The sequence below is a fragment of the Kastovskya adunca genome (assembly GCF_059505785.1).
In genome coordinates this window covers 152,580-172,473 of record NZ_JCACLG010000026.1, presented here as the reverse complement: position 1 = coordinate 172,473, position 19,894 = coordinate 152,580, and the positions used below count along the sequence as shown (strand labels likewise).

The following is a 19,894-nucleotide window of genomic DNA, read 5'->3' as shown; positions in this document are numbered from 1 at the left end:
TCAAGAACGTGGGTGAGGTTGAAAGCCCCTTAAAGTTATCCAGTGGGTTACGCTTTCCTTGCGGAACGCTAGGCGATCGCTAACCCGCCCTACGCCTTGAGACTGGCTGAAAGACTGTTGCGCTCGTCTAGTAAGATTTTCTTGAGTCTTGCAAGGTTAAGTAATGTGGAACAGCACGAACAAGTAACGATCACCCAATATCAAGCAGAGGCAGATGCCTTCCGTGAAGGTACGTGGGATCACGATGTCTCCCAAAATCGCGATGCCTTGGTAGCGGCAATGCCCCACAATCCCGGTAAAATCCTCGATCTTGGTTGCGGGCCGGGGCGGGACTTGGTGGCGTTTAAGAGTCAAGGGCATACGGCAATCGGGCTAGATGCCACACCTGCTTTTGTGGAGATGGCGAAACAGGTGTCAGGCTGCGAGGTTTGGCAACAGTCGTTTTTCAACCTGGACTTACCGCCGGAAACCTTTGACGGTATTTTTGCCAATGCTTCGTTGCTGCATGTCCCCCAGGCTGACATGGTGAAGGTCTTAAAGGATTTATGGCGATCGCTAGTTTCTCAGGGTGCGATCGCCATCTCTATCTGTCGTGGTAATAGCGAAGGCTATATCGTGCGAGGTTCAGGATACCGCTTTGTTTCAGGCTGGGAGTATGAAACCTTAAGTTCCTGTCTAGAAGTAGCAGGTTTTGAAATTCTCCATCACTACTATCGCCCTCCCGGTTTACCCCGTAAGGAACAACCCTGGCTACTCATTGTCGGACGGAAGCACCTCCCCATAGTATGAGTAGGTTGGTAAGGAATTAAAAATGACTATTGAAGGACATATTTTTCTGGCTGGGGCAAGTCGGGGTGTGGGGCGAGAAATTGCGAAATGCCTAACTGCCCAAAACCAAAAGGTCAAAGCCCTACTGCGTTCAGAAGAAACTCGCCCAGAACTAGAGGCGATGGGAATTACTGTGGTAATGGGAGATGCCCTGGATGCGGCGGCTGTTGAACAGGCAATGCAAAACGACGAACCGATCTATGCCGTTATCAGTACAATTGGCGGTTTACCCAAGGAGGGTGAACGGGCAGACTATCTGGGAAATAAGTATCTTATCGACGCAGCGGTAAAGGCAGGAGTGCAAAAATTTATCCTGATTTCGTCCATTGGTGCAGGGGAGAGTGAAGTTGCCCTACCACCCCAAGCCAAAGAAACCTTGGGGCCCGTTTTAGTGGAAAAAGAGCAGGCAGAACAACACTTGATAGACAGTAGGCTGACTTATACAGTAATTCGCCCTGGTGGACTAAAATCAGAACCCGCCACAGGCAATGGCGTTGTTACAGAGGACTACCGAGTGGCGGGAACGATTCATCGTGCTGATGTTGCCCAGTTAGCTTGTCTGTGCTTGGCTTCTGATGCGGCGAATAACAAAATTCTCTCAGCAGTCGATCGCGAGATGACTTACGGACAGAGTGGTTTTGAGGAACTGAAGCTGAGTGGGAGCATATCACCTTTGTGAGCCTTCATCTCCTACCCGGAGTCTTGCTTCCCTCTCCAAGCTTGGGAGAGGGGCTAGGGGTAAGGGCAAAGAATTGCTGTGCAAAACTCACATAGTAAGGGCATGGCTTACAGCCTTTGGGCTTAAGTTGACTTAAAGGCTTTCACCCAATGGTGGTGGATTGCCCAGTCGAGAGTAAAGCGGGCAATGGCAAAACAGATAATACTCTCGATTCCCAAAACCCCTAATGCCCAGAACTGGCTTAATATATCTCCGGCAATCTCTAGGGGGGCGACTCCCCGCACCAACCCAAACGCTAGTACTGCCCCAGATTTGAGGTGAGAGTTTTCATCAGTGCGAATCACGTAGCGGTACGTGACACCAAACAAAAAACCACTCAACCAAGCAACAGCAACTCTCAGCAGCAGGTCAAAGCCTGTGGTGATTTGCAGCCTGATCAGGACGGAAACTTCTGCCAGTACTAGAGAGTTAGCCAACGCGATCGCGCTGTAGGCGAGGGAAAAGGTAAAAGCTGACAGCGTACCTGCTTTCAGGGACTCAATGCGTTCGGCGGCGTTCATAGGAGACGATTGCTTCACCGTTGTTTTAAAAGAAGTGCGATCGCTTTATACCTCAATTGCTGCACAATATCTCTCATTAGCCAATCTCCTCCACAGCTATACAGTCCAGAATTGAACTATCATTTTCTTTAGAATCATTCCTTAATGTAAAACTATGGATATTTTGTCGTTGGGTTGGGTTTCTGTCTTAGTTTTGTTCACTTGGTCAATTTCTATGGTCGTCTGGGGTCGTAACGGTTTTTAGAGATGGCTGCGGAAATTTCTCCGGTTACAATTTTATTTCTTATTGCCTTGGGGTTACTCGTTGTTGTCAGTGGAGGCATCTTTTATCTGACAGTACTGGAGTGGCGCGATCGCCGTCGCCGCGATCGAGATAAGAAACTGTAGATTACTTCTACATCAGGTTATTTCTGGTGTCGGGCACAATTATCGCAAGTGCCACACTCAAGCCCCGCCGCTTCCTGGGTAAAGCCAAAGGCACCCAGTAAAAATTGCCAGCGGCATTTGCGAGTTGTCAGGTACTGAGTCATCTGCGACTGCACTTGCTGCTGGCTACTACTAATTTGAGCAAATCCCTGGGATGATTTTGAGGGATGTTTGCGGTAGTGAAAAGGGTCAAGCCATTGTAACTGACCTGCACTATGTAACAAAGCCAGCGCGATCGCCCCTTCACGAAATTGCTTAGACACGGTTGCCACTTCCCCTTGGTTGGGAAGTTGTTTCGCTAGCCGTTGGGCGTCCTGATACTGCTTTTGCAACTTCTCGCTAAAAAACTGCTGTCGCTGCTTATCTTCCGGATTTAACCATCCTGTCGGTTCGCTTACCAAGGTCAACGCGTCCGAAGGCTTCCCATCTCGTCCGCCGCGTCCGACTTCCTGGATATACTCAGATAGCAGATGAGGCGCTTGGAAATGTACTACCCAACGGACATCGGATTTGTTAATCCCCATGCCAAAGGCGCAGGTACAAATCGCAAACTCAGTCTTCCCACCTAACCAATTGGCTTCAATTTGCCGCCGTTCCTCCGCACTCAAGCCTGCATGGTAAGCAACAGTTGCATGACCCAACTTTTGCAACCACTGGGCTAACTCCTCGCTATCGCGGCGCGTGCGGACGTAAACTAATCCCGTTTGTTGGGGTCTAGCTTGAATAAACTTTAATAACTGCTGGCGGCGTCCTCTAGGCGTCCACACAGTTTGCACCTTGAGATTGAGGTTTTGCCGCAAGGGGCTGATCAGGAAGGTATTGGGGTGTTGCAGTTGCAGGACATGGCGAATCGTTTGCTGGGCGGTGGGATCGGCAGTGGCGGTAAAGGCAGCGATCGCGATTTTTGTCCCGACTGGCTTACACTTCAGTAAAGCAGGTCGTACCGCCCCCAAACGCCGATAAGCAGGACGAAAGGTATCGCCCCACTGCACCAAACAATGCGCCTCATCCAAAATCAAGCCGTTAATCTTCAACTGCGGCTGACACAATCGTTCCCATACAGGCGGACTGAGTAAGGTTTCCGGCGATAGATACAGCAATCGTAATCGCTGCTGTTCCAAAGCCTGTAGCGTCCGCTTCCGTTCCCACGTTGGCAGTTCGCTATGCAACAGTGCCGCTGGCAACCTTAACTGGCGCAACTCCTGCACTTGATTTTCCATCAACGCCACCAAGGGCGAAACCACCAGCGTCAGCCCCGTTTGCAGCAGGGCAGGTAGTTGAAAGCAAACCGACTTTCCCCCAGCACTTATCTATAGCGGAAATCCTAAAACCCATTTGGGGCAAGACTTTTACTTTGTAGAGATATAAACAAAGAAAAGGTGCGTCACCATGGTGTTTGGCTCAGATAGTGCAGAGTATCAGCTCAGTAGCAGCGCTTTAGGACCTATTGGAGGTAAGCTCTCCTACTATCAAGAACTACCAACAGGAAAGTTATTGGATTTTTGGTATATTTATTTAAAACCTCAGACAAAAAAGAGGTGAGAAAGAAGCTAAACAAATGGTTATACACAAAAACTAGACCAAGATTTTATGTTGAGCTAAAACCAGATTTACACTTAGCCTATGCCGAGCAGCGAGGAGACATGGTAGTCAGCATTGGTGGCAATCATTTTTAAATGAAAGATGGAAAGCAAGGGTAGGTCTAGGTATGGCAGCAGAAAGCTACATCTCTGAAAATTCCTACAAAGCTTCCTTGTTTGCCCAGTTCTATGATTGGATCGTTGAACGGCTAGGCAGAGGAGATGCGTATTCAGAGATAGTAAAATTTTATGCGGAGCAGTTCGGCGATCCAATCTTGGAACTGGGGTGTGGCACTGGGCGTCAGATTCTTCCATTGGCAGAGAGAGGTTACTCGGTAACAGGTGTAGACTACTCCCCAGCAATGTTAAGCGTCTTTGAGCAGAAGCTTGGCAACGCTGTGCCAGAAGTGAGGGAGAAGGTTCAATTAATGCTTGGCGACATGACAAACCCGCCTATCAACCAAGGTAATTTTCGCCTAATCATCTTCATTGCTAGTCAGCTTTTGCATCTCAATAATGATGAACAGCGACTTGCTTGCCTAAAAAATAGCTGCAACCTGCTTGCTGAAGGCGGGGTTATATTTATAGGTAATTCAAAGCTTGAAAGAGAATCTCGCTCTTGGGAAGACTACTCCCAGCCTGACGATACATGGACACTTCAAGTGCGTCTCAAGAGAGAAGATGGCGTTCATCAAGAAGATTTTAAGCTTACTCCAAAATCTCAAGAGCAACAAGAAGTTTTATTTGAACCTGGATGGTGTCTCTACTCTATTGAAGACATCCACATGAGGGAATTGATAGAACGGGCTGGTCTAAGATGTATCCCTCTGCTGCCAAATTGTCCTACGATATCGACTTCCAATTTTTATTTGTGTGAAAAAAAAGCTTGAGACAGCAGCTTTGGTTCAGTCGCTAGCCTTAGTTAGCTTTCCAATGTTGTTTGGTTACATAGCTTGGACGGTTCATAGCTTATTTCAGCAAATTTTATCTTTGGGGCAAGTAAATCGCTAGATTGAGAAGCAAACTTTATTTACATATTTATGGGCATAGGTAACACCACTCAAATACTGTTATGCCAGTTGCAAGTGCAACTGCTCCACATTTCGCTTCTCAGTGCATCCGCAAAAGACCCGCGACTTGAACAGGTAAAGGCTCCTTACCCAGAAGGCTCTGCTGAAGCGAAAGATTATGCTCAGGGATGGATTGACCTTATAGATTTCTATGACCCAGATAAGGAGCGCGATCGCCCTGAATACAATTCTGATGCCAGCTACCACTATAAAGAAGGTTGGAGAGATGCTGCTGTAGTTTGGAATAAAGACTGTTTTTATTGCCCTCCGCTGTAGGGGCAAGATAACGAAAATTATCTATAGCGAAATCGATGTAACCCTTACTGAATAATCATTCTACCTTATGGATATTTATTTAACGGTAGTGAACTATAGTAGCAGATGGAGGAAGAGGGGAAATTTGTTTAGTACAGCTAGCATCTCATTGTAGGAGAGGCGATCATACCCACTCCGCCGCCAGTAAGGAGGTTTGCCACGAAACGCGCTTGGTTAGAGATTGTTGAAAATGCTGCTCTGGTTGGCTCTGCATTAGGAACTGTCGCGGCGGCAGTCTCACAGCAAGCGGTCTATGCAGCTGCTCCCCTCACGTTAGCTCTCTGGCTCAATGCAATCAATCGGCACCGATCAGGACAACAGATGCGGCAATATACTAAAAGCGCGATCACTGACGTGCATCAGGTTGTTCAATCCCTGCATCACCAAATCCATACGCTACCCCCAGCTGAAACCGTAGACCTCGACCCAATCAACCAGTCCCTGGAAAAGCTGGTGCAGCAGTTTGACAACCGACCAGAATTAGAGCAGATTCAAAAGTTGCAAGAAGCAATCGCATCTCTTCCCCATTCCCTAGAACTAGAGAGAGCAATCACTTGTCAGATCGAGAAATCAGTACAAGCCTTAACACTTGAGATTAATCGGCAGCTTGCAGCCATCAAGCCTTATGAGTATCGACTGGCGATTGACCGCCCTGGCAGCCGTGCTGTGTTGATGGAAGCCCTCGCTCTTGCTCAGGAACGGTTAATTTTAGTTTGTCCGTGGCCCAATCGTTATGGCATTAATTCTGAAGTGATTCAGAAGCTTGAGGAACTACTTAAGCGCAAAGTTCGCGTCGCCATCGGCTGGGGACATCTAAGGGATATTGACCAGGCAAGTTCTAATTTTGGTTCAATCCGCCAGCGGCTTCAAGTTTCTTCCTATCTCTATAGCGCCCTGCCAAAACTGGAAAATTTAGAGCAGAAATATCCAGACCAATTCAAACTAAAACTACTAGGTACGCATGAGAAGTTTATCGTATGCGATCACTCATGGACTATGCTGGGAAGTCATAACTTTTTGACTTCAGATACCAAAAGCACAGAGCGAGAGGTGGGTTTGAGGACTAATGACCCACGCATTATTACAGATTTGATTAAACGGTTTGACAGTGCTAAGGATCTGGAGAAGCAGTAGTCCGTTAGGTTTTAGGGGAAAAGTAATCAACTAACTGCAAAAGTATGCCAAAAATTCCAGAATGCGATCGCTGCCAGTTGAATCCTCGCAATCCTTCTATCGTGTGTGCCGTGCATCCCGTAGGGCCAGATAGCGATCGCTGCCTCGACTTCCGCCCCGCTGCCGAACCTCCTAAGCTGTGGGCACCAGAGGAAACGAGGTTTGTTAATGACGAACTTGTGCTGGAGCAACCAACCTATGATGGCGAACCAGTACCTGTGCCGAGGCAGCGATTCACGCTAGAGGAAAAGTTAGAGCTACTGAATTATCACCCGCTGTTTACGGGTCGGTGTCCCCACTGCGAGATGCCCTATTCAGATACTGAAACCCTAGTGCATTGGGATTGCTCTCATTGCGGCTGGATTGGCGATACGATTTAAAATTTCAATTGTCGCTATCTGCGCCGTATCTCAGCTACATTGAAGATTTTTGATTAGGCATAAGAGAAACAGACAAAAAAATACTTTTGGTGGGTTTTAATAGTTGAGAGCAAATGCTTCCCTCCTCAGATTTGGCACTAACACCGTTAGACAAGCAAAGATTTGGTGAAGTTTCTGTTTTTTTGGCTTGGGAAGGGACACATTAATTAAGTAAGCCCAACTACGAAAGAAGAATGAAAATTATCTACGGTTTACTAGCGGTATTGATTACCGTTTTGGCGATCGCCTTCCATCCACAGGTAACAAATGCCCAAAGTAAATGCGATCCAGCCTACCCAGACGTATGTATCCCATCGCCACCCCCGGATTTAGACTGCGGTGACATTAGCCATCGGAATTTCAAAGTACTACCCCCTGACCCTCACAGATTCGATCGAGATAAAGATGGGATTGGTTGCGAGGCTTAGAGCGCTAGCACTTAAAAGCGACATTAAGCCCTGCCTAGCTAGCTGGGCTTTCCTTCTCAGAAATGTTCATATTAGGGTGACGGTGGGGAAAACTAAACTCATCTTTACTGGGTGCATCATGACAAAGGAACTCTCAGGCGTGCGCTGGAAACGAGTAACATTGACCACTCTCGCTGGACTACTGATAGTTTTGGCGGCAACGACTGCCTACCATCAATGGAGAAAGCAAAATGGCTGGTGCGTGCAATTTTCGCCAGACGGCAGCCAAAAGGTGCTTTATGGAAGTGATTGTGGTTTTTCTAAGTAAAGACTGCTAACTACTTGTTCACATATCTACAAAGTCACAAAATGTGGTAAGTATATCAAAATCGTTTGGGTTAAGACGTTTTAAATACTGAAAAGCCGAAAAAGCCTATGGTGTAATCGTTTGAGCGTTTGCTTGAGTTTAAACTCGCTTAAATAAACACTACAATACGAATATATTAATCAAATCCATCGTAGATTTGGCTAAGGTCAGTTAAAGTTACACTGTTTAAGTCTTAGTAGAGATGAATCTTCCTGATATCCCCTCTCCGTTCAAGCAATGTATTCAAGATGTATCAGAAAACTTGAGAGCTGATGTACTGCTCTTCAGTGCTGATATTGATTATGAAAGCGCTGATGTATTAATTGAGCTTATTAGAGGGGTTAAGAATAGAAGAGAAAATGTTGCTTTAGTACTATCAACATATGGGGGAGATCCAGATGCCGCTTACAGAATAACTAGAATTTTACAAGATAAGTATAAAAAATTCTTTCTTTTAGTTTTTGGATTTTGTAAAAGTGCGGGAACATTAATTGCTCTAGGGGCAGACGAAATAGTAATGTCTGACTTTGCTGAACTTGGACCTCTTGATGTTCAAGTCTATAGAGATGATGATTTTAGAAGAAGCTCAGGACTTGATATTCAACAAGCATTGAATGTGCTTAGTATTCAAGTTTTTGAAGTTTTTGAAACCAGTTTTCTAAGCACAATTAACAGAGGTAGTGGAGTAATTACTACTAAGACAGCGGCTGATATTGCAAGTTCTATGGCTGTTGGATTACTTGCTCCAATTTCTAGTCAAATAGATCCTCTCCGATTAGGAGAGATGAATAGAGTCATGAGTATCGCTCATGAATATGGGAAAAGGTTGAACCCTACAAAACCAGAGACTATAAATAAACTTGTTTCCGGCTATCCATCACATAGTTTTGTGATTGATTATGAAGAAGCAAAAGAACTTTTTGAGGTAGTTAGACGACCCAACGATTGCGAGCAACAACTGGAAAGATTTTTTTCAAAAGCCACTCGTGCATCTGGATCGCAGATGTTGATAAGCGATTTGACAGCTTGGTTAGACCCAGCTTTTGACGAAGGATTAGAGGGAGAGAATCATGGAAGCGAGAATACTGGCATCGAAAATCCGTCAGGAACAGATCAAGGAAACAGCAGAGAGAATGGCGAAGTTCAAAGAAATAGCATACTCACAGGAGCTGATAACGAAGCCCAAGAAGAATAAAATTTCAGACAAAACACTTTTGCAAATACTAATTCAATCTCAACAGTAACTAGTGGACTAGATAAAGCAGAGGGCTGAGAAATTCCAACTTTGAAGAAATCAACTGTTAGCTTTCTTGACATATTGATGCTTATGTTAAGGAACGAAAGTTGTATTACTATGGATGTGCAATCTGTGGACGGCAGGGGAATCGAACCCCTCAGACCGGGATTAGGAGTCGCCACTGGCACCATGCGCCGCCCATGAGAAGCTAGACGATAAACAAAATGTTTTCGTCTAGCTTCTATCTTTGGTTTTAAGCTCTAAGAATCTCTTTGGTGAAGCTTGCAACCTTTACTGCTACAGAAGAACATACATCTGAACACTCAGAGTTGCCTTGAGCGTTTACACCATTGATTTTTTGACCTGACAAATCTTCAGTGAAGGCAATCTTATTAAGTTCGCTGATAGAAGCATAGTCACGAAAATTTTCTTTCTCTGACAAACCTTTTTGTTTCCTCAAGCCTTGGGCTGTAGTACCAAACAGCCCAATATAGGTTTTATTGGTGCAGACTGCATAGCCCTTACCAAAGACCTTATGAAATTTAAGAATGCCAGTAAATTTTCGTCGTGTAATTTTTCCTCGCACTCTAGCATCAAGCCATTCCAGTTCTTGTTGGTTGTCGTTACGCTCTACGAGGTCGGCGGCTAAGGTAATATCAGCATCCAAATAGCGTAAAACCAGTTTGGCTGCGGACTCTCGGTATTTGCGCCCCATAACGCCAGGGAGCAAACCGATGATATATGCCCAACCTTCACGATCTGTAACGGGCGTTTTTCGTTGACGCTTGCCAGTAAATTTGAAGTTCTGACATTTTGTCAGAACTTCAGGAAACTGCTTGGACAGGCGCTTCCAGACATTGTAAGGGTCTTTTTGTTGACCAATTACCTTAATCAAATCATAAACACTGCTCCGTCCGTCAGGAGTACGGCGGATGCCTGCGTTGTCTAGTTCAGGAATCACAGTCTTTAATGTATGTGCCACTTTAGCACCTCCAGAGTAGCTTGATATTTGACCACGTTGAGCTAAGATGGAGGTGTTGAACCTTAACCCCTCCATCTCAAAGATGTGTCCGAGTTACGGGAATCGAACCCGTAGGGCTAGGAGTTGCCACTCCATTGCCGCCTAGCTTGTAACTAGGTGCGCCTACCATTACGCTCAACTCGGATGTTAATAAGAAAAATTTTTATTCAGCTAGGCGGAGGTCTAGCTGTTTTTGCTTTTAAACTACCCATCCCACTCCTCTTGAATATCAGAAGCAACACGATGGGAGGCGAAAATACCTCTTCCTACTTTTTTCCACTTTCCTTGTTCTGCTCCTACCCTTAGCGCAACTGCGATAGAAGATCTGGCACGCTTAAAGTCTTCTCCGGATGTAGTTTCGTACAGAGATTCTGCCACTTCCGTGCTCGTTCTTGGCTCATCATAGGACTCTAGAAGTTTCAGCAGCGCAGTTTCCTGAGTCATTTCTTTAAATTCTGGTTTTATAAAGTCTCTTGGGACAAGTTTTTCTTCGTCCTCGAAGAGCTTTATTTCTTTTTCATCATTCTCTTCATCCAACTCGTCATCTTCATCCAACTCGTCGTGGCCAAACAAGAAATTGAATGTCGATGAAAAATCGCTATTTTCTCTAGACTCAGGAATGTATTCTCTAAACTGAGGTTCTGGCGGGGTGTCTCTAGTGACAGTTTTCACTAGATTTAGGAGGAATGTGTAGTAACCCACGCTTTTCTTCAATCGCATCACAAGTGCTTTAGCTTCATCAATCTTGGGATTTCTCTTTAAAAAATCTTCTGCTTCACTAAGGTCGGCTTTTTTCTCGTTATGCTTTGTAGCGAGCCACTCGATCACTTCTGAGTGTTCTGGTTGCAAAATCTCCATCTAGGGCATTCCACGTCAAGTTGAACGTTGATCCGGGCAACGATTAGATGCTATAATCCTTACAAATAAAGAATCGTGCCTCTCTTTGAATAAAAGAGAAGTCGATTTTAAATATAAGAAAGAGGAGTCGGCGGTCACGTCTCGGGTGTGCAAAATCAGAGAGGATGCCGATTCCTTCTTTTAGGATAGCTGATGGAAAGAAGGATGGTCAATTTTACATTGAAGAAATTTCCCAATTTAGAGAACTTCCTTCTTTACTCTAATTTCTCCAAAGGATATTCAGCCAACATCTCCTCAAAGGGTATCCATCCGTCATCGGCCGTTAAAACGCATTGAACTCCGTCAATGAACATTGAAGCTTCTACTATCTTTTTGGATTTAGCTAGGGGATACCAATCATTGAAGAGATCCAGCTCTACTTTCTGCTCGTAAACTTCGTTTGGCTTCCAGTGATCGCTAACGGCACTGACAAAAAAACCAGACGGGTTATTAGCTCTGTTCTTTAACACAGCTTCTCTTAGAGACTCAAGAGCGATCGCGACGACATCAGAGGGCGCGTCTCGAAGTAGCCGTCTGATGGTTGAATTGAGTTCAACTCCGAGACCTCGAACCTCTGCCTCAAGGTCTGAAATATCTGATGAGAAAATCTGACTAGTATTGCTTGCTGAAACCTGCTGCTTTAGACGGTCGTTCTCAGCCTGTAATCTCCCGATCTGTTGTCGCAGTGAATTGACCTCAATCACCTGCCCATAAGCGACTTCATTCTGCTTTCTCAACATCTTGACTTCAGACTCTAGCTGCTTGATGCGTTCCCGCAAAGTGCGAATTAGTGTGTCTTTAGAGGCATCAGATGCTCGTTGCTTTGGTTCTGGCTTTTGCTTTGTTCTTTGCTGCCGTAACTGCTCAATCCGTTCTTTAATCTCTAATTCCTTGTATAAAAAGGCTTTACTAACATCTGCTGTTTGAGCAACTGTGTTGAAGTTGATAGGCTTACCATCCTTTAGTAATTCCCGGATGCCTTTCTCAACTTTTTCTAGAGCTTCCTGGCGCTTCTTTTGAGCATTTTGGCGTAGACCGTTAACATTACGACTTATTGCCATCAACCTTACCCTCCAGTCCTGCAATTATTTTCTTCAAATTGTTTTTGACGGTTTCGTTCATCTCAACCTGCCGAACCCAACCGTTAGCTTGTGCTTTTTCAATGAGCCTTTCTATTTGCCCAAGTTGCTTCTTGTGTTCTGATAAATACTCTGAGGTCGTCCGAAAATGGGTACAAGTTAGACAGGCATTAGCATGAGGGCACCCCTGAGAAATAGTGGGTAGGGCACAAGAACCATTAGGCAGGGCTTGAGCTTGGATATTGCGTTTAAACCATTGCAAGTCAGCAACCTCAACTTCGGGCGCAATCGACTCAACAATCTGGCCAGCAATGTTAATGACCTTGCCTTGGAACTTGGCGATCTCAGCTTTCATCGTTTTGTCATGAATGAAAGCATAAGTTGCTGTCATTTCAGGTGACTCGTGCCCCAAATAGCGCTGGATGATGTGCTGTGGAACCCCATTGTTGATCATCCGAGTCCCTACTGTATGTCTAAATTGGTGCATCTGAAATCGCCACAACTTGCCACTTTCGTCGCAGATATTATGCTTTTTAGCTAAATTATTAAGGAATCGTGCAAAAGATTCACGAATCATCGGTTTTGGTCTTGGTCGAAACCCTGAAGGGCCACTAAAACTTGAGCAGAATAGATACTCATAGGAATCGCCTAAATGCTCTTGAATATAGCAGCGTTGCTCCTGAATAACTCGAACAACTTCTCGACTAACAGGAATGGTAAGTTCCTTTTTCATCTTGAATTGGTAGTACCGTAGGAACCAGTCACCCGCTTTGTCTTGCAGCAGGCAATCAGGCTTTAAGTACAGTAGTTCAGAGACCCGCATTCCACATTCAATAATGACCAATGTCATACGCATGACGGGTTCTGGCAGGTCATCAATATAGGCGGTGAGCTGAGCCATGACACCTTCTGGAATGTATCTAGGTAAGGCTTTAGGTCGCTTGGGGTAATCCTCTTTGCGAATCAAATACCTTATGACAGGCAACCATTCGTTTTGATAGCAAAGGTCTAAGAAATCCCGCATATTACATAGGAAATGCGATATAGTGGTTGGCTTTGAATGTTTAGCTGCCAAGTAAGCCAGAAAATCAATAATGACAGCTCGGTCTAGTTGCGTTGGTTCAAGCGATGGGTATTGTTCGCTCAAGAAATCGGAAAACTTTTTGAGTGATCCTAGTTTGTTCAGGGCAGAACTAAAGCTTTGCGTACTTAGTGTCAACTTGATATACGCCTTTGCTGGCTTAAGCAACCAAGACTGGGAAATACCCTTGAAATTCAAGGTGTAGGCTTGCTTTCCCTTGCCTGGATCAATACCCAATCTTCGACAATCCCAAATTTCCTTTTGGTATTCATCTTCAGGATTAATGTCGAATAACTTAACTATTTGGGGAATAAAAACACGATTACAACTTTTGCAACGATATTGTTGGTTGCCAGAGCTGCGATGCTTGCCCCCTTTAATGCAATTTTTGCTACCGCAATGAATACATAGGACTGAACCTTCTATTGATTTTTGCCTATGTGGATAAGCTCTCTTCTGAATCTTTTGTTGTGTTGACATCTGTTCGGCTCTCTAAATATTTTTGATACTCGTGTTTCATGTCTTCGTTGGTGACATGAACGTAGGTGTCTATAGTCGTCTGGATGCTGGCGTGCCCCAGTCGCTTCTGGACATATGCCATTTCCACTCCCTCACGGATCAACTCGGTCGCGTGAGTATGTCTGAGCATGTGAGGGTGAATCGCGATGCCAGTCTTCCTCTTGAGCCGATTGAATAAGTCCATGGCAGTGCCGTAGGTCATTGGGGCACCAATCCTGCCTTCCCAAAGGTTTACAAACACGTAGTCGCTTAGATCGTCGCCCAGTATTTCCATAAACTCTTCTTGCAAGTACTGACTGTAAAGCCCCATCAACTCTTTTGTGACGTGAATTGTATTCGGATCTTTGCTTTTTGAGCGAACCCCGTTTGCGTTATTGGCTCTTGGCACAATTTGAATCTGATTGTCCCAAGACTGAATGTCTTCGTGGCGAAGTCCTAATGCTTGCCCTATACGTATTCCGCTTTCGTGAAGCAAGCACAGCAAAAACTTATCTCTAACTCGGTGACAGGCATCAAAAAGCTGCTGTACCTGTTCTTGAGAAACTGTTTTTGGTGTGCGTCTTGGAACCTTAAGTTTTAGTAGTCTTGCTTGGGTAGGTTTGCCTTTCGTAATGTGATGCAAGAAGCCTTTGTATCTTCGACCTGGCATGACGCGAGATCTATAAAGAGGGATATGAGGCACCTTGCCAGCCTTTTCGTGGAAGTCGTAGAGCATACAGACTGAAGTCAAAATCGCGTTGACAGTTGATTCGGTTCTTTTTGCTTCTTGCTCATGAATCGAAAGCACGTCTTTAGGTGCTGGGATTCTAAGCCACGACATGAAGTCGGCAAGTTCAACTACATTGATCGCTGCCCAATCTAAATCCCTGCTTTGCAAATATTCCCAATACAGCTTGAGATGAAATGCATAAGCTTTGACGGTGTTAGGGGAACGCTCAATATTTCGCAAGTAAGTCAGATACTCTTCAACTGGCTCAACTGGCAAAAAGTCATCTCCTAGCACCGTCCAAGTTACTTGCTCAGATGGAAGTCTAACTCTCTGTACCTTCACTTTGTAGACGTTGATTACTTTAAAGAAGGGCTTTTAAATATTGTTCCACAAAGAAGTGATTTAAATTATAATTTGTTGTTGTTTACTATAAAGATTTTAGAAAGAAGGCTGTTGTTAACACCCGTCGGCAGCACAATCAAGGCATCTTGCTGATCTAGGAGACTGCGAACAATCTCTCCCTGCGGTGAACGAAAGCTGTCATAGCCCCAGATTCTTTTAAACTCCGCAAGAACAGCATCCCACGACGTTTTTTCAGAATTATTAGCAATCATTAGTAGGCACCTGCTTTAAGGTTTTCGCACTTCAATGTTTGGCGACGATCTAAAACAGTTATAACCTCAAGTTTTCGGGGTGGGGTTTTGTGACAGCCTACTAATTTACTACAAGATGGAAGTCAAAAACAGGAGAAGCTAAGAAGTAGCGATCGCGGCTTATCAATTCTAAAACTTTCCGTTTTAGATCCCCGACTTCTTGAAGAAGTTGGGGATCTAAGCAACCAACTTATTTTACTTCGTCGCTACCACGGCAATATTCCAACTCATCCGCTTCATCAAGGGTAGCTTTTTCAGAAAACCATCTATTTTTTCTAATCGCCGATAATTTGGCTTCAGCCTTTCCTGTTCAATAATAATTTTTTTCCAGTAACGCTCCTTATTTGGATTGACTTTTTCTATCAAATAAAAGCGCAGGAAAATCCATAATGTTGCTATCCAAAAGGTATCATAGTCTGTCTTTGTAAAAAGGGTTTTAATGTAGTTAACGATATTAATATCTAGTGGCGTTTCATCTTCCGTTCGCACTTCCGTTGCCATGCGTCGGTAGACATTAATTACAGGATTGTGCTTTAAAGGGTCCCAAAAACAAGCTTTTCCACCGGGTTTGAGAACGCGGTGCATTTCTTTTAAGGCGATTTTGGGGTCGGGGATGTGGTGTAGTAAGTTTGAGGCGTAGACGATGTCAAAGGTGTTGTCGGGAAAGTCTAACGCCATCGCGTTTGCCGTGCGTCCTTCAATTTGCACCCCGTTGGCGGCAGCGAGTTGCAATGCCACTTCCACCATGCCAGGGGAGTAGTCTGTTGCTACGCAACGCGCTCCTTTTTTGGCAAAATAGACGCTATTTTCCCCCGCACCACAACCCAAGTCTAGAAGTAATTTCCCTTGAATATTCCCTAGTTTGCGGAGGATAAAGCGATTTTCTGGGGCTGTGCAGGCTTCAAAGTAGTCGGCGACTCGAATACCATCGATATCAATAGCCGCCGCCCAGGCATCGTGAAAGCGTCGCTCTTTTTCTAGGGTGTCGTCTTGCATTGGTGTTTCTTGCTAATTTGTTTAATCTAAAGCGATATTATTGATTATTTTGAGTTAATACGGCAAGGGAATTAATCTCCAGCGCACAATCATCAATTAAATCATTTTTGTTGTCTCTTAAAACTTCAAGCAGTAAGTATGCGGGGTTTTGACCGCGAATGGCTAGCTTAAAACGGGATGAATTATCCGGAGAATATTGGTTTTCTAGGGAGCTAATTGTATCGGCGCGTTGGTTGAGGAGTGTCAACCTGAGAGAGCTTTTTTGAGCGCAGTTATTCCGAAACATAACTGTACCAGTAACTTCAACATTTTCTGGCAGCGAACCCAGATACAGGAAGGATATTGTATCTTGTTGATCGAAGGGTAAAGAATCGCGATCGCCAGGAGAAATTACTACCCTGTAGGTGTTGTCTGGATTTTTGCTAATGGAAGTCTTATCCAACGGCTGACTCAAAAGCATCCAGTCTATCTGTAGACCGGGTTGTTCACCAATTTGCTGCTGCATGGCGTCGAAGGTTCGCACGGCTGTTTCCAGCACAGTTGGATGGGTGCGCTGATAAAGGTTTACTGTGACATTGTTTGAGAGGGTAAACTCTACAGGTAGTGGCTTAAAATCCTGGGCAATTTCCCAATTTTGGGTAAAGGCATCAAACACGACCTTAACAACATCTTGTTCTCCACTCCGCACAACTTGTTCGTCGGTGGGCAAAATTTGTTGAAAAGGAATAGGAACTACCACATATTTTGCCTGTAATAGTTGTTCTAGGGGATAAAAATCGCGAGAATCAATTTCTGGAATTCTCAAAATATTTAATCTACTTTCCTCTCGCCCGTACAGTGTCTGTTCAGCCGTAGTTACAACACTGGGATTAAGGAAGCTGGAAGCCGCTACAACAGAAATAGGTTCTCGATTTGGGGCTAATTGACGCAGGTAATTAACGAGTTGCAGGACTTCATCGTAGTCTTGGCGCACGAGAGGTGAGAAATTAGCGGCAAATAGGGGACGCACAGAATTGGTGAATGTCCCCATTGGAGTCAGTCCCATAATGACATTGCAGACCAGATAAAGACTCGCCGCACCTAATATCAAGGTGCGTGTTTTACCTGGGAACATACGACCGATTGTCCAGATAAAGCAGGCAATCCCCAGCACTACAAAGGGCGTGATATGTAAGGTGTAGTGTATGTAGCCATAACGAAGTAGGACTAGCCACTCAATCAACCCCAGACTGCCAAACAGTACGATAAACGTCGTGGCGGGAAGGTTGACTCGACGGGTAAGGATACCCGCAGAAAATCCCAAAATTACGAGCATCCAGACTACCCAGCCATAGAAGGAGGCGTAACGTTGTACAACGTCGCTAAAGGTTAGGCTCCAAGCAGCGTGGAGAGTGCCATAATCAACGGTCAGGGCACGGTAGGTAAATTTCCAGGCAAAAGTGATTAAAGTGGCGAAGCTAATTGCCGCGATTAGACTAATTTGGACAATACTTTTCAGCAAATGCTGCCAAGCTCTACGCAGATTTAGCTGCACCTCGGCAGAAAAAACCAGCAAGTACTGTAGAGTCATGGCACCAAAAAAGGCAATGGCGCTGTAGGCAAAATGGCGGCGAAATAGGGCGGATGCGCCCAGCAAAAATCCAATTAGGGGAATTTGCCACCAATGCTTGAGTTTGACATCCTGTAGGTACGCTAAAACGGCAAGGGAAATCAGGAGAATGCCGCCGATGTCAGGGTAGCCACGAAGCAATGGTGCCCAAACGGCTGGGACTAATAAGGTCAGGAATGCTGTTGACCAAAAAACTGCCCGTGGATGTATCGGTATTAGCTTAGTGGCGATCGCTCCCATGACTAAGCTAAAGGGTAGCAGATAAACTAAGGCGAGGCTGACGATAAAGACGAGACGGGACTCGCCAAAGGCTAAGAGGAACGGCAGCAACGGAACAGCATAAAGCAAGTTGTAGTTGGTAGCAAGAGACGCTTGTAGTTGCTGTATTGCCTCAGTTGGGGATTGTCGCCAAGAGCTGACAAATGATGTGGCTTTGTTTTGATAGGCTACCCAGTCCCAAAAATAGAAGTAATGCTCATGGGATACATACAGAACTGGGAGGATTACGACAATCAGCGCCAGTGCCGTAAAAAAGACGATGCTGGCAGGAAATTTCGGGAGAAACGTCCGCCAGCGTCGAGAACGTGACATAGAGTCAAGCTTATTCTACAGAGGTCTGAGCAACGGCTGGTTCGGCTACGCTTGATTTGTTGCCTTGGGGATTATCCTTTTGTAATTCAGCGCCCTTCTGTAACGCGGCATACAAGCGGTTCAAGGCGTTCACATAGGCTTGAGCAGAGGCGACGATAATGTCCGTATTCGCCGCATGACCGGAATATACCCGCTCGTTGTGCCGCAGGCGAATCGTGACTTCCCCAAGGGCATCAATACCAGCTGTGACTGACTGTACGGAAAACTCAATCAGTTCATTCGGCACATTTACCACTCGGTTGATTGCCTTGTAGACGGCATCCACCGGGCCCGTACCAATCGCCGCATCCATCAACTCTTCGCCTGTAGGGGTTCTCAGGGTGACGGTGGCGGTAGGACGGGCTTTGTCGCCGCAGGACACTTGCACTAACTCTAAGTGGAACAGTTCCGGGGCTTGGCGGATTTCGTCGTTAACGATCGCCTCTAAGTCCCAATCGGTAATTTCCTTCTTCTTATCCGCAACGTCTTTGAAACGCAAAAAGGCTTTATTCAATTCATTTTCAGTTAGCTCAAAGCCCAACTCTTTCAAGCGAGTACGGAAGGCGTTACGCCCGGAGTGCTTGCCCAAGACAATCAGATTGTCATTCAAGCCAATCGACTGCGCGTCCATAATCTCGTAGGTGAGCTTATTTTTGAGGACGCCATCTTGGTGAATACCCGACTCGTGAGCAAAGGCATTTGCCCCAACAATTGCTTTATTGGGCTGGACTAACATCCCGGTGAGGTTAGATACCAAGCGGGAGGTTTTGTAAATCTGGCGGGTGTCGATGTTGGTTAGCGGTTCCTCCGACTCTGCCGGAAGTCCCAAGAAGGGGCTGTAGTATTGCCGACGGACGTGCAACGCCATTACCAACTCTTCTAGGGCAGCATTCCCTGCCCGTTCGCCAATGCCGTTGATGGTGCATTCGAGTTGTCGTGCGCCATTCTTAACGGCTTCTAGGAAGTTCGCCACCGCTAGGCCCAAGTCATTATGACCGTGGACGGAAATAATTGCTTCGTCGATGTTGGGGACGTTCTCTTTGATGCCGCGAATTAAATCTCCGAACTCGCTGGGAGTCAGGTAGCCCACGGTATCGGGAATATTGATGGTTTTGGCACCCGCTGCGATCGCTCGTTCTACTACTTGGTATAAATACTGTGGGTCAGAACGCGCCGCATCCATCGGAGAGAATTCTATATCGTCCATAAAGGTTTTGGCATAGGCGACCATTTCTTCGGCGATCGCTAATACCTCAGCTCTGGATTTTTTGAGTTGATACTCCAGGTGAATATCTGAAGTGGAAATAAATGTATGAATGCGACCATGAACGGCTGGCTTCAGCGCTTGGGCGGCGGCTTCAATATCGGCTTTGATTGCTCTTGCCAAACTACAGATGACCGGGCCTGTCTCGGTTCCCACGGTCTTGGCGATCTTTTGTACCGCCTCAAAATCTCCGGGGCTAGCAAACGCAAAACCTGCCTCAATCACATCCACTCCCAGTCGCGCCAGTTGCCGCGCGATGATAAGTTTCTCCTCGACATTCAGGGTGGCTCCTGGGCATTGTTCGCCATCGCGGAGGGTGGTGTCGAAAATAATGATGCGGTCTGGTGGGAATTGCTTATTCATCGCAGGTTTAAC

Annotated in this window: 21 protein-coding genes, 1 tRNA gene and 1 pseudogene; 11 read left to right on the top strand and 12 right to left on the bottom strand. The window is 45.6% G+C overall.

Annotated elements, in window-relative coordinates:
- Positions 1–165: 165 nt before the first annotated feature.
- Positions 166–789, top strand: a complete 624-nt coding sequence (locus AC5JR3_RS09930; protein ID WP_495845430.1) for a class I SAM-dependent methyltransferase — start codon at positions 166–168, stop codon at positions 787–789.
- A gap of 22 nt (positions 790–811) precedes the next feature.
- On the top strand, positions 812–1,507 hold the full coding sequence (locus tag AC5JR3_RS09925) for an SDR family oxidoreductase (RefSeq protein WP_495845429.1): 696 nt from the start codon (positions 812–814) through the stop codon (positions 1,505–1,507).
- Positions 1,508–1,629: 122 nt separating this feature from the next.
- Here AC5JR3_RS09925 and AC5JR3_RS09920 read toward each other — a convergent pair whose 3' ends face one another.
- A complete protein-coding gene (locus tag AC5JR3_RS09920; RefSeq protein WP_495845428.1) occupies positions 1,630–2,067 on the bottom strand; it encodes a hypothetical protein in 438 nt (145 codons plus the stop codon).
- A 154-nt stretch (positions 2,068–2,221) separates the two neighbouring features.
- Between AC5JR3_RS09920 and petN the strand changes: the two genes are divergently transcribed.
- Both petN and AC5JR3_RS09910 read left to right on the top strand, forming a co-directional pair.
- The gene (gene petN / locus AC5JR3_RS09915) at positions 2,222–2,311 is read left to right on the top strand and encodes a cytochrome b6-f complex subunit PetN (protein WP_495845427.1); all 90 of its coding nucleotides are present in this window, start codon (positions 2,222–2,224) and stop codon (positions 2,309–2,311) included.
- A 2-nt stretch (positions 2,312–2,313) separates the two neighbouring features.
- Positions 2,314–2,454 (top strand): hypothetical protein, encoded by a 141-nt coding sequence (locus AC5JR3_RS09910; protein WP_495845425.1) that lies wholly within the window; start codon positions 2,314–2,316, stop codon positions 2,452–2,454.
- A 17-nt stretch (positions 2,455–2,471) separates the two neighbouring features.
- Here AC5JR3_RS09910 and AC5JR3_RS09905 read toward each other — a convergent pair.
- A pseudogene (locus AC5JR3_RS09905) lies at positions 2,472–3,800 on the bottom strand (RecQ family ATP-dependent DNA helicase); the annotation flags it as partial.
- Between the two features lie 401 nt (positions 3,801–4,201).
- Here AC5JR3_RS09905 and AC5JR3_RS09900 point away from each other — a divergent pair.
- The 7 genes from AC5JR3_RS09900 (at position 4,202) to AC5JR3_RS09870 (ending at position 9,019) form a co-directional block, all read left to right on the top strand.
- Complete coding sequence (locus tag AC5JR3_RS09900; RefSeq protein ID WP_495845424.1) at positions 4,202–4,963, top strand: class I SAM-dependent methyltransferase; 762 nt, start codon at positions 4,202–4,204, stop codon at positions 4,961–4,963.
- A 150-nt stretch (positions 4,964–5,113) separates the two neighbouring features.
- Positions 5,114–5,419, top strand: coding sequence for a hypothetical protein (locus tag AC5JR3_RS09895; protein ID WP_495845422.1), 306 nt, complete (start codon positions 5,114–5,116; stop codon positions 5,417–5,419).
- 360 nt (positions 5,420–5,779) lie between these two features.
- Positions 5,780–6,592, top strand: coding sequence for a phospholipase D-like domain-containing protein (locus AC5JR3_RS09890; RefSeq protein WP_495845421.1), 813 nt, complete (start codon positions 5,780–5,782; stop codon positions 6,590–6,592).
- 44 nt (positions 6,593–6,636) lie between these two features.
- Positions 6,637–7,011 (top strand): hypothetical protein, encoded by a 375-nt coding sequence (locus tag AC5JR3_RS09885; RefSeq protein WP_495845419.1) that lies wholly within the window; start codon positions 6,637–6,639, stop codon positions 7,009–7,011.
- Between the two features lie 233 nt (positions 7,012–7,244).
- Positions 7,245–7,478 carry an excalibur calcium-binding domain-containing protein gene (locus tag AC5JR3_RS09880; RefSeq protein ID WP_495845417.1) on the top strand — a complete coding sequence of 78 codons (234 nt, stop codon included), beginning with the start codon at positions 7,245–7,247 and terminating at the stop codon, positions 7,476–7,478.
- Positions 7,479–7,596: 118 nt separating this feature from the next.
- Complete coding sequence (locus AC5JR3_RS09875) at positions 7,597–7,785, top strand: hypothetical protein (protein WP_495845415.1); 189 nt, start codon at positions 7,597–7,599, stop codon at positions 7,783–7,785.
- Positions 7,786–8,026: 241 nt separating this feature from the next.
- Positions 8,027–9,019, top strand: a complete 993-nt coding sequence (locus AC5JR3_RS09870; RefSeq protein WP_495845413.1) for an SDH family Clp fold serine proteinase — start codon at positions 8,027–8,029, stop codon at positions 9,017–9,019.
- A 295-nt stretch (positions 9,020–9,314) separates the two neighbouring features.
- Here the strand turns inward: AC5JR3_RS09870 and AC5JR3_RS09865 are convergent, their stop codons facing one another.
- The 10 genes from AC5JR3_RS09865 to AC5JR3_RS09820 form a co-directional block, all read right to left on the bottom strand.
- Positions 9,315–10,043: a hypothetical protein gene (locus AC5JR3_RS09865; RefSeq protein WP_495845411.1), complete on the bottom strand. Its 729-nt coding sequence runs from the start codon at positions 10,041–10,043 to the stop codon at positions 9,315–9,317.
- 87 nt (positions 10,044–10,130) lie between these two features.
- Positions 10,131–10,226: transfer RNA gene (locus tag AC5JR3_RS09860), tRNA-Cys, on the bottom strand.
- Positions 10,227–10,286: 60 nt separating this feature from the next.
- Complete coding sequence (locus AC5JR3_RS09855; RefSeq protein WP_495845410.1) at positions 10,287–10,940, bottom strand: hypothetical protein; 654 nt, start codon at positions 10,938–10,940, stop codon at positions 10,287–10,289.
- A gap of 254 nt (positions 10,941–11,194) precedes the next feature.
- A complete protein-coding gene (locus tag AC5JR3_RS09850) occupies positions 11,195–12,040 on the bottom strand; it encodes a DUF6262 family protein (RefSeq protein WP_495845408.1) in 846 nt (281 codons plus the stop codon).
- Positions 12,024–13,619 (bottom strand): tyrosine-type recombinase/integrase, encoded by a 1,596-nt coding sequence (locus AC5JR3_RS09845; protein ID WP_495845406.1) that lies wholly within the window; start codon positions 13,617–13,619, stop codon positions 12,024–12,026. Before AC5JR3_RS09845 ends, AC5JR3_RS09850 begins: the two co-directional genes overlap by 17 nt.
- A complete protein-coding gene (locus AC5JR3_RS09840) occupies positions 13,576–14,709 on the bottom strand; it encodes a tyrosine-type recombinase/integrase (protein WP_495845404.1) in 1,134 nt (377 codons plus the stop codon). The genes AC5JR3_RS09845 and AC5JR3_RS09840 overlap by 44 nt, the downstream gene beginning before the upstream one ends.
- Before the next feature lie 65 nt (positions 14,710–14,774).
- Entirely contained in the window at positions 14,775–14,981 is a 207-nt protein-coding gene (locus tag AC5JR3_RS09835) for a hypothetical protein (protein WP_495845403.1), read from the bottom strand.
- Positions 14,982–15,215: 234 nt separating this feature from the next.
- Complete coding sequence (locus AC5JR3_RS09830; RefSeq protein WP_495845401.1) at positions 15,216–16,016, bottom strand: class I SAM-dependent methyltransferase; 801 nt, start codon at positions 16,014–16,016, stop codon at positions 15,216–15,218.
- A gap of 37 nt (positions 16,017–16,053) precedes the next feature.
- Complete coding sequence (locus AC5JR3_RS09825) at positions 16,054–18,216, bottom strand: glycosyltransferase family 87 protein (protein WP_495845399.1); 2,163 nt, start codon at positions 18,214–18,216, stop codon at positions 16,054–16,056.
- A 10-nt stretch (positions 18,217–18,226) separates the two neighbouring features.
- Positions 18,227–19,882 carry a 2-isopropylmalate synthase gene (locus AC5JR3_RS09820; protein ID WP_495845397.1) on the bottom strand — a complete coding sequence of 552 codons (1,656 nt, stop codon included), beginning with the start codon at positions 19,880–19,882 and terminating at the stop codon, positions 18,227–18,229.
- Positions 19,883–19,894: the final 12 nt, after the last annotated feature.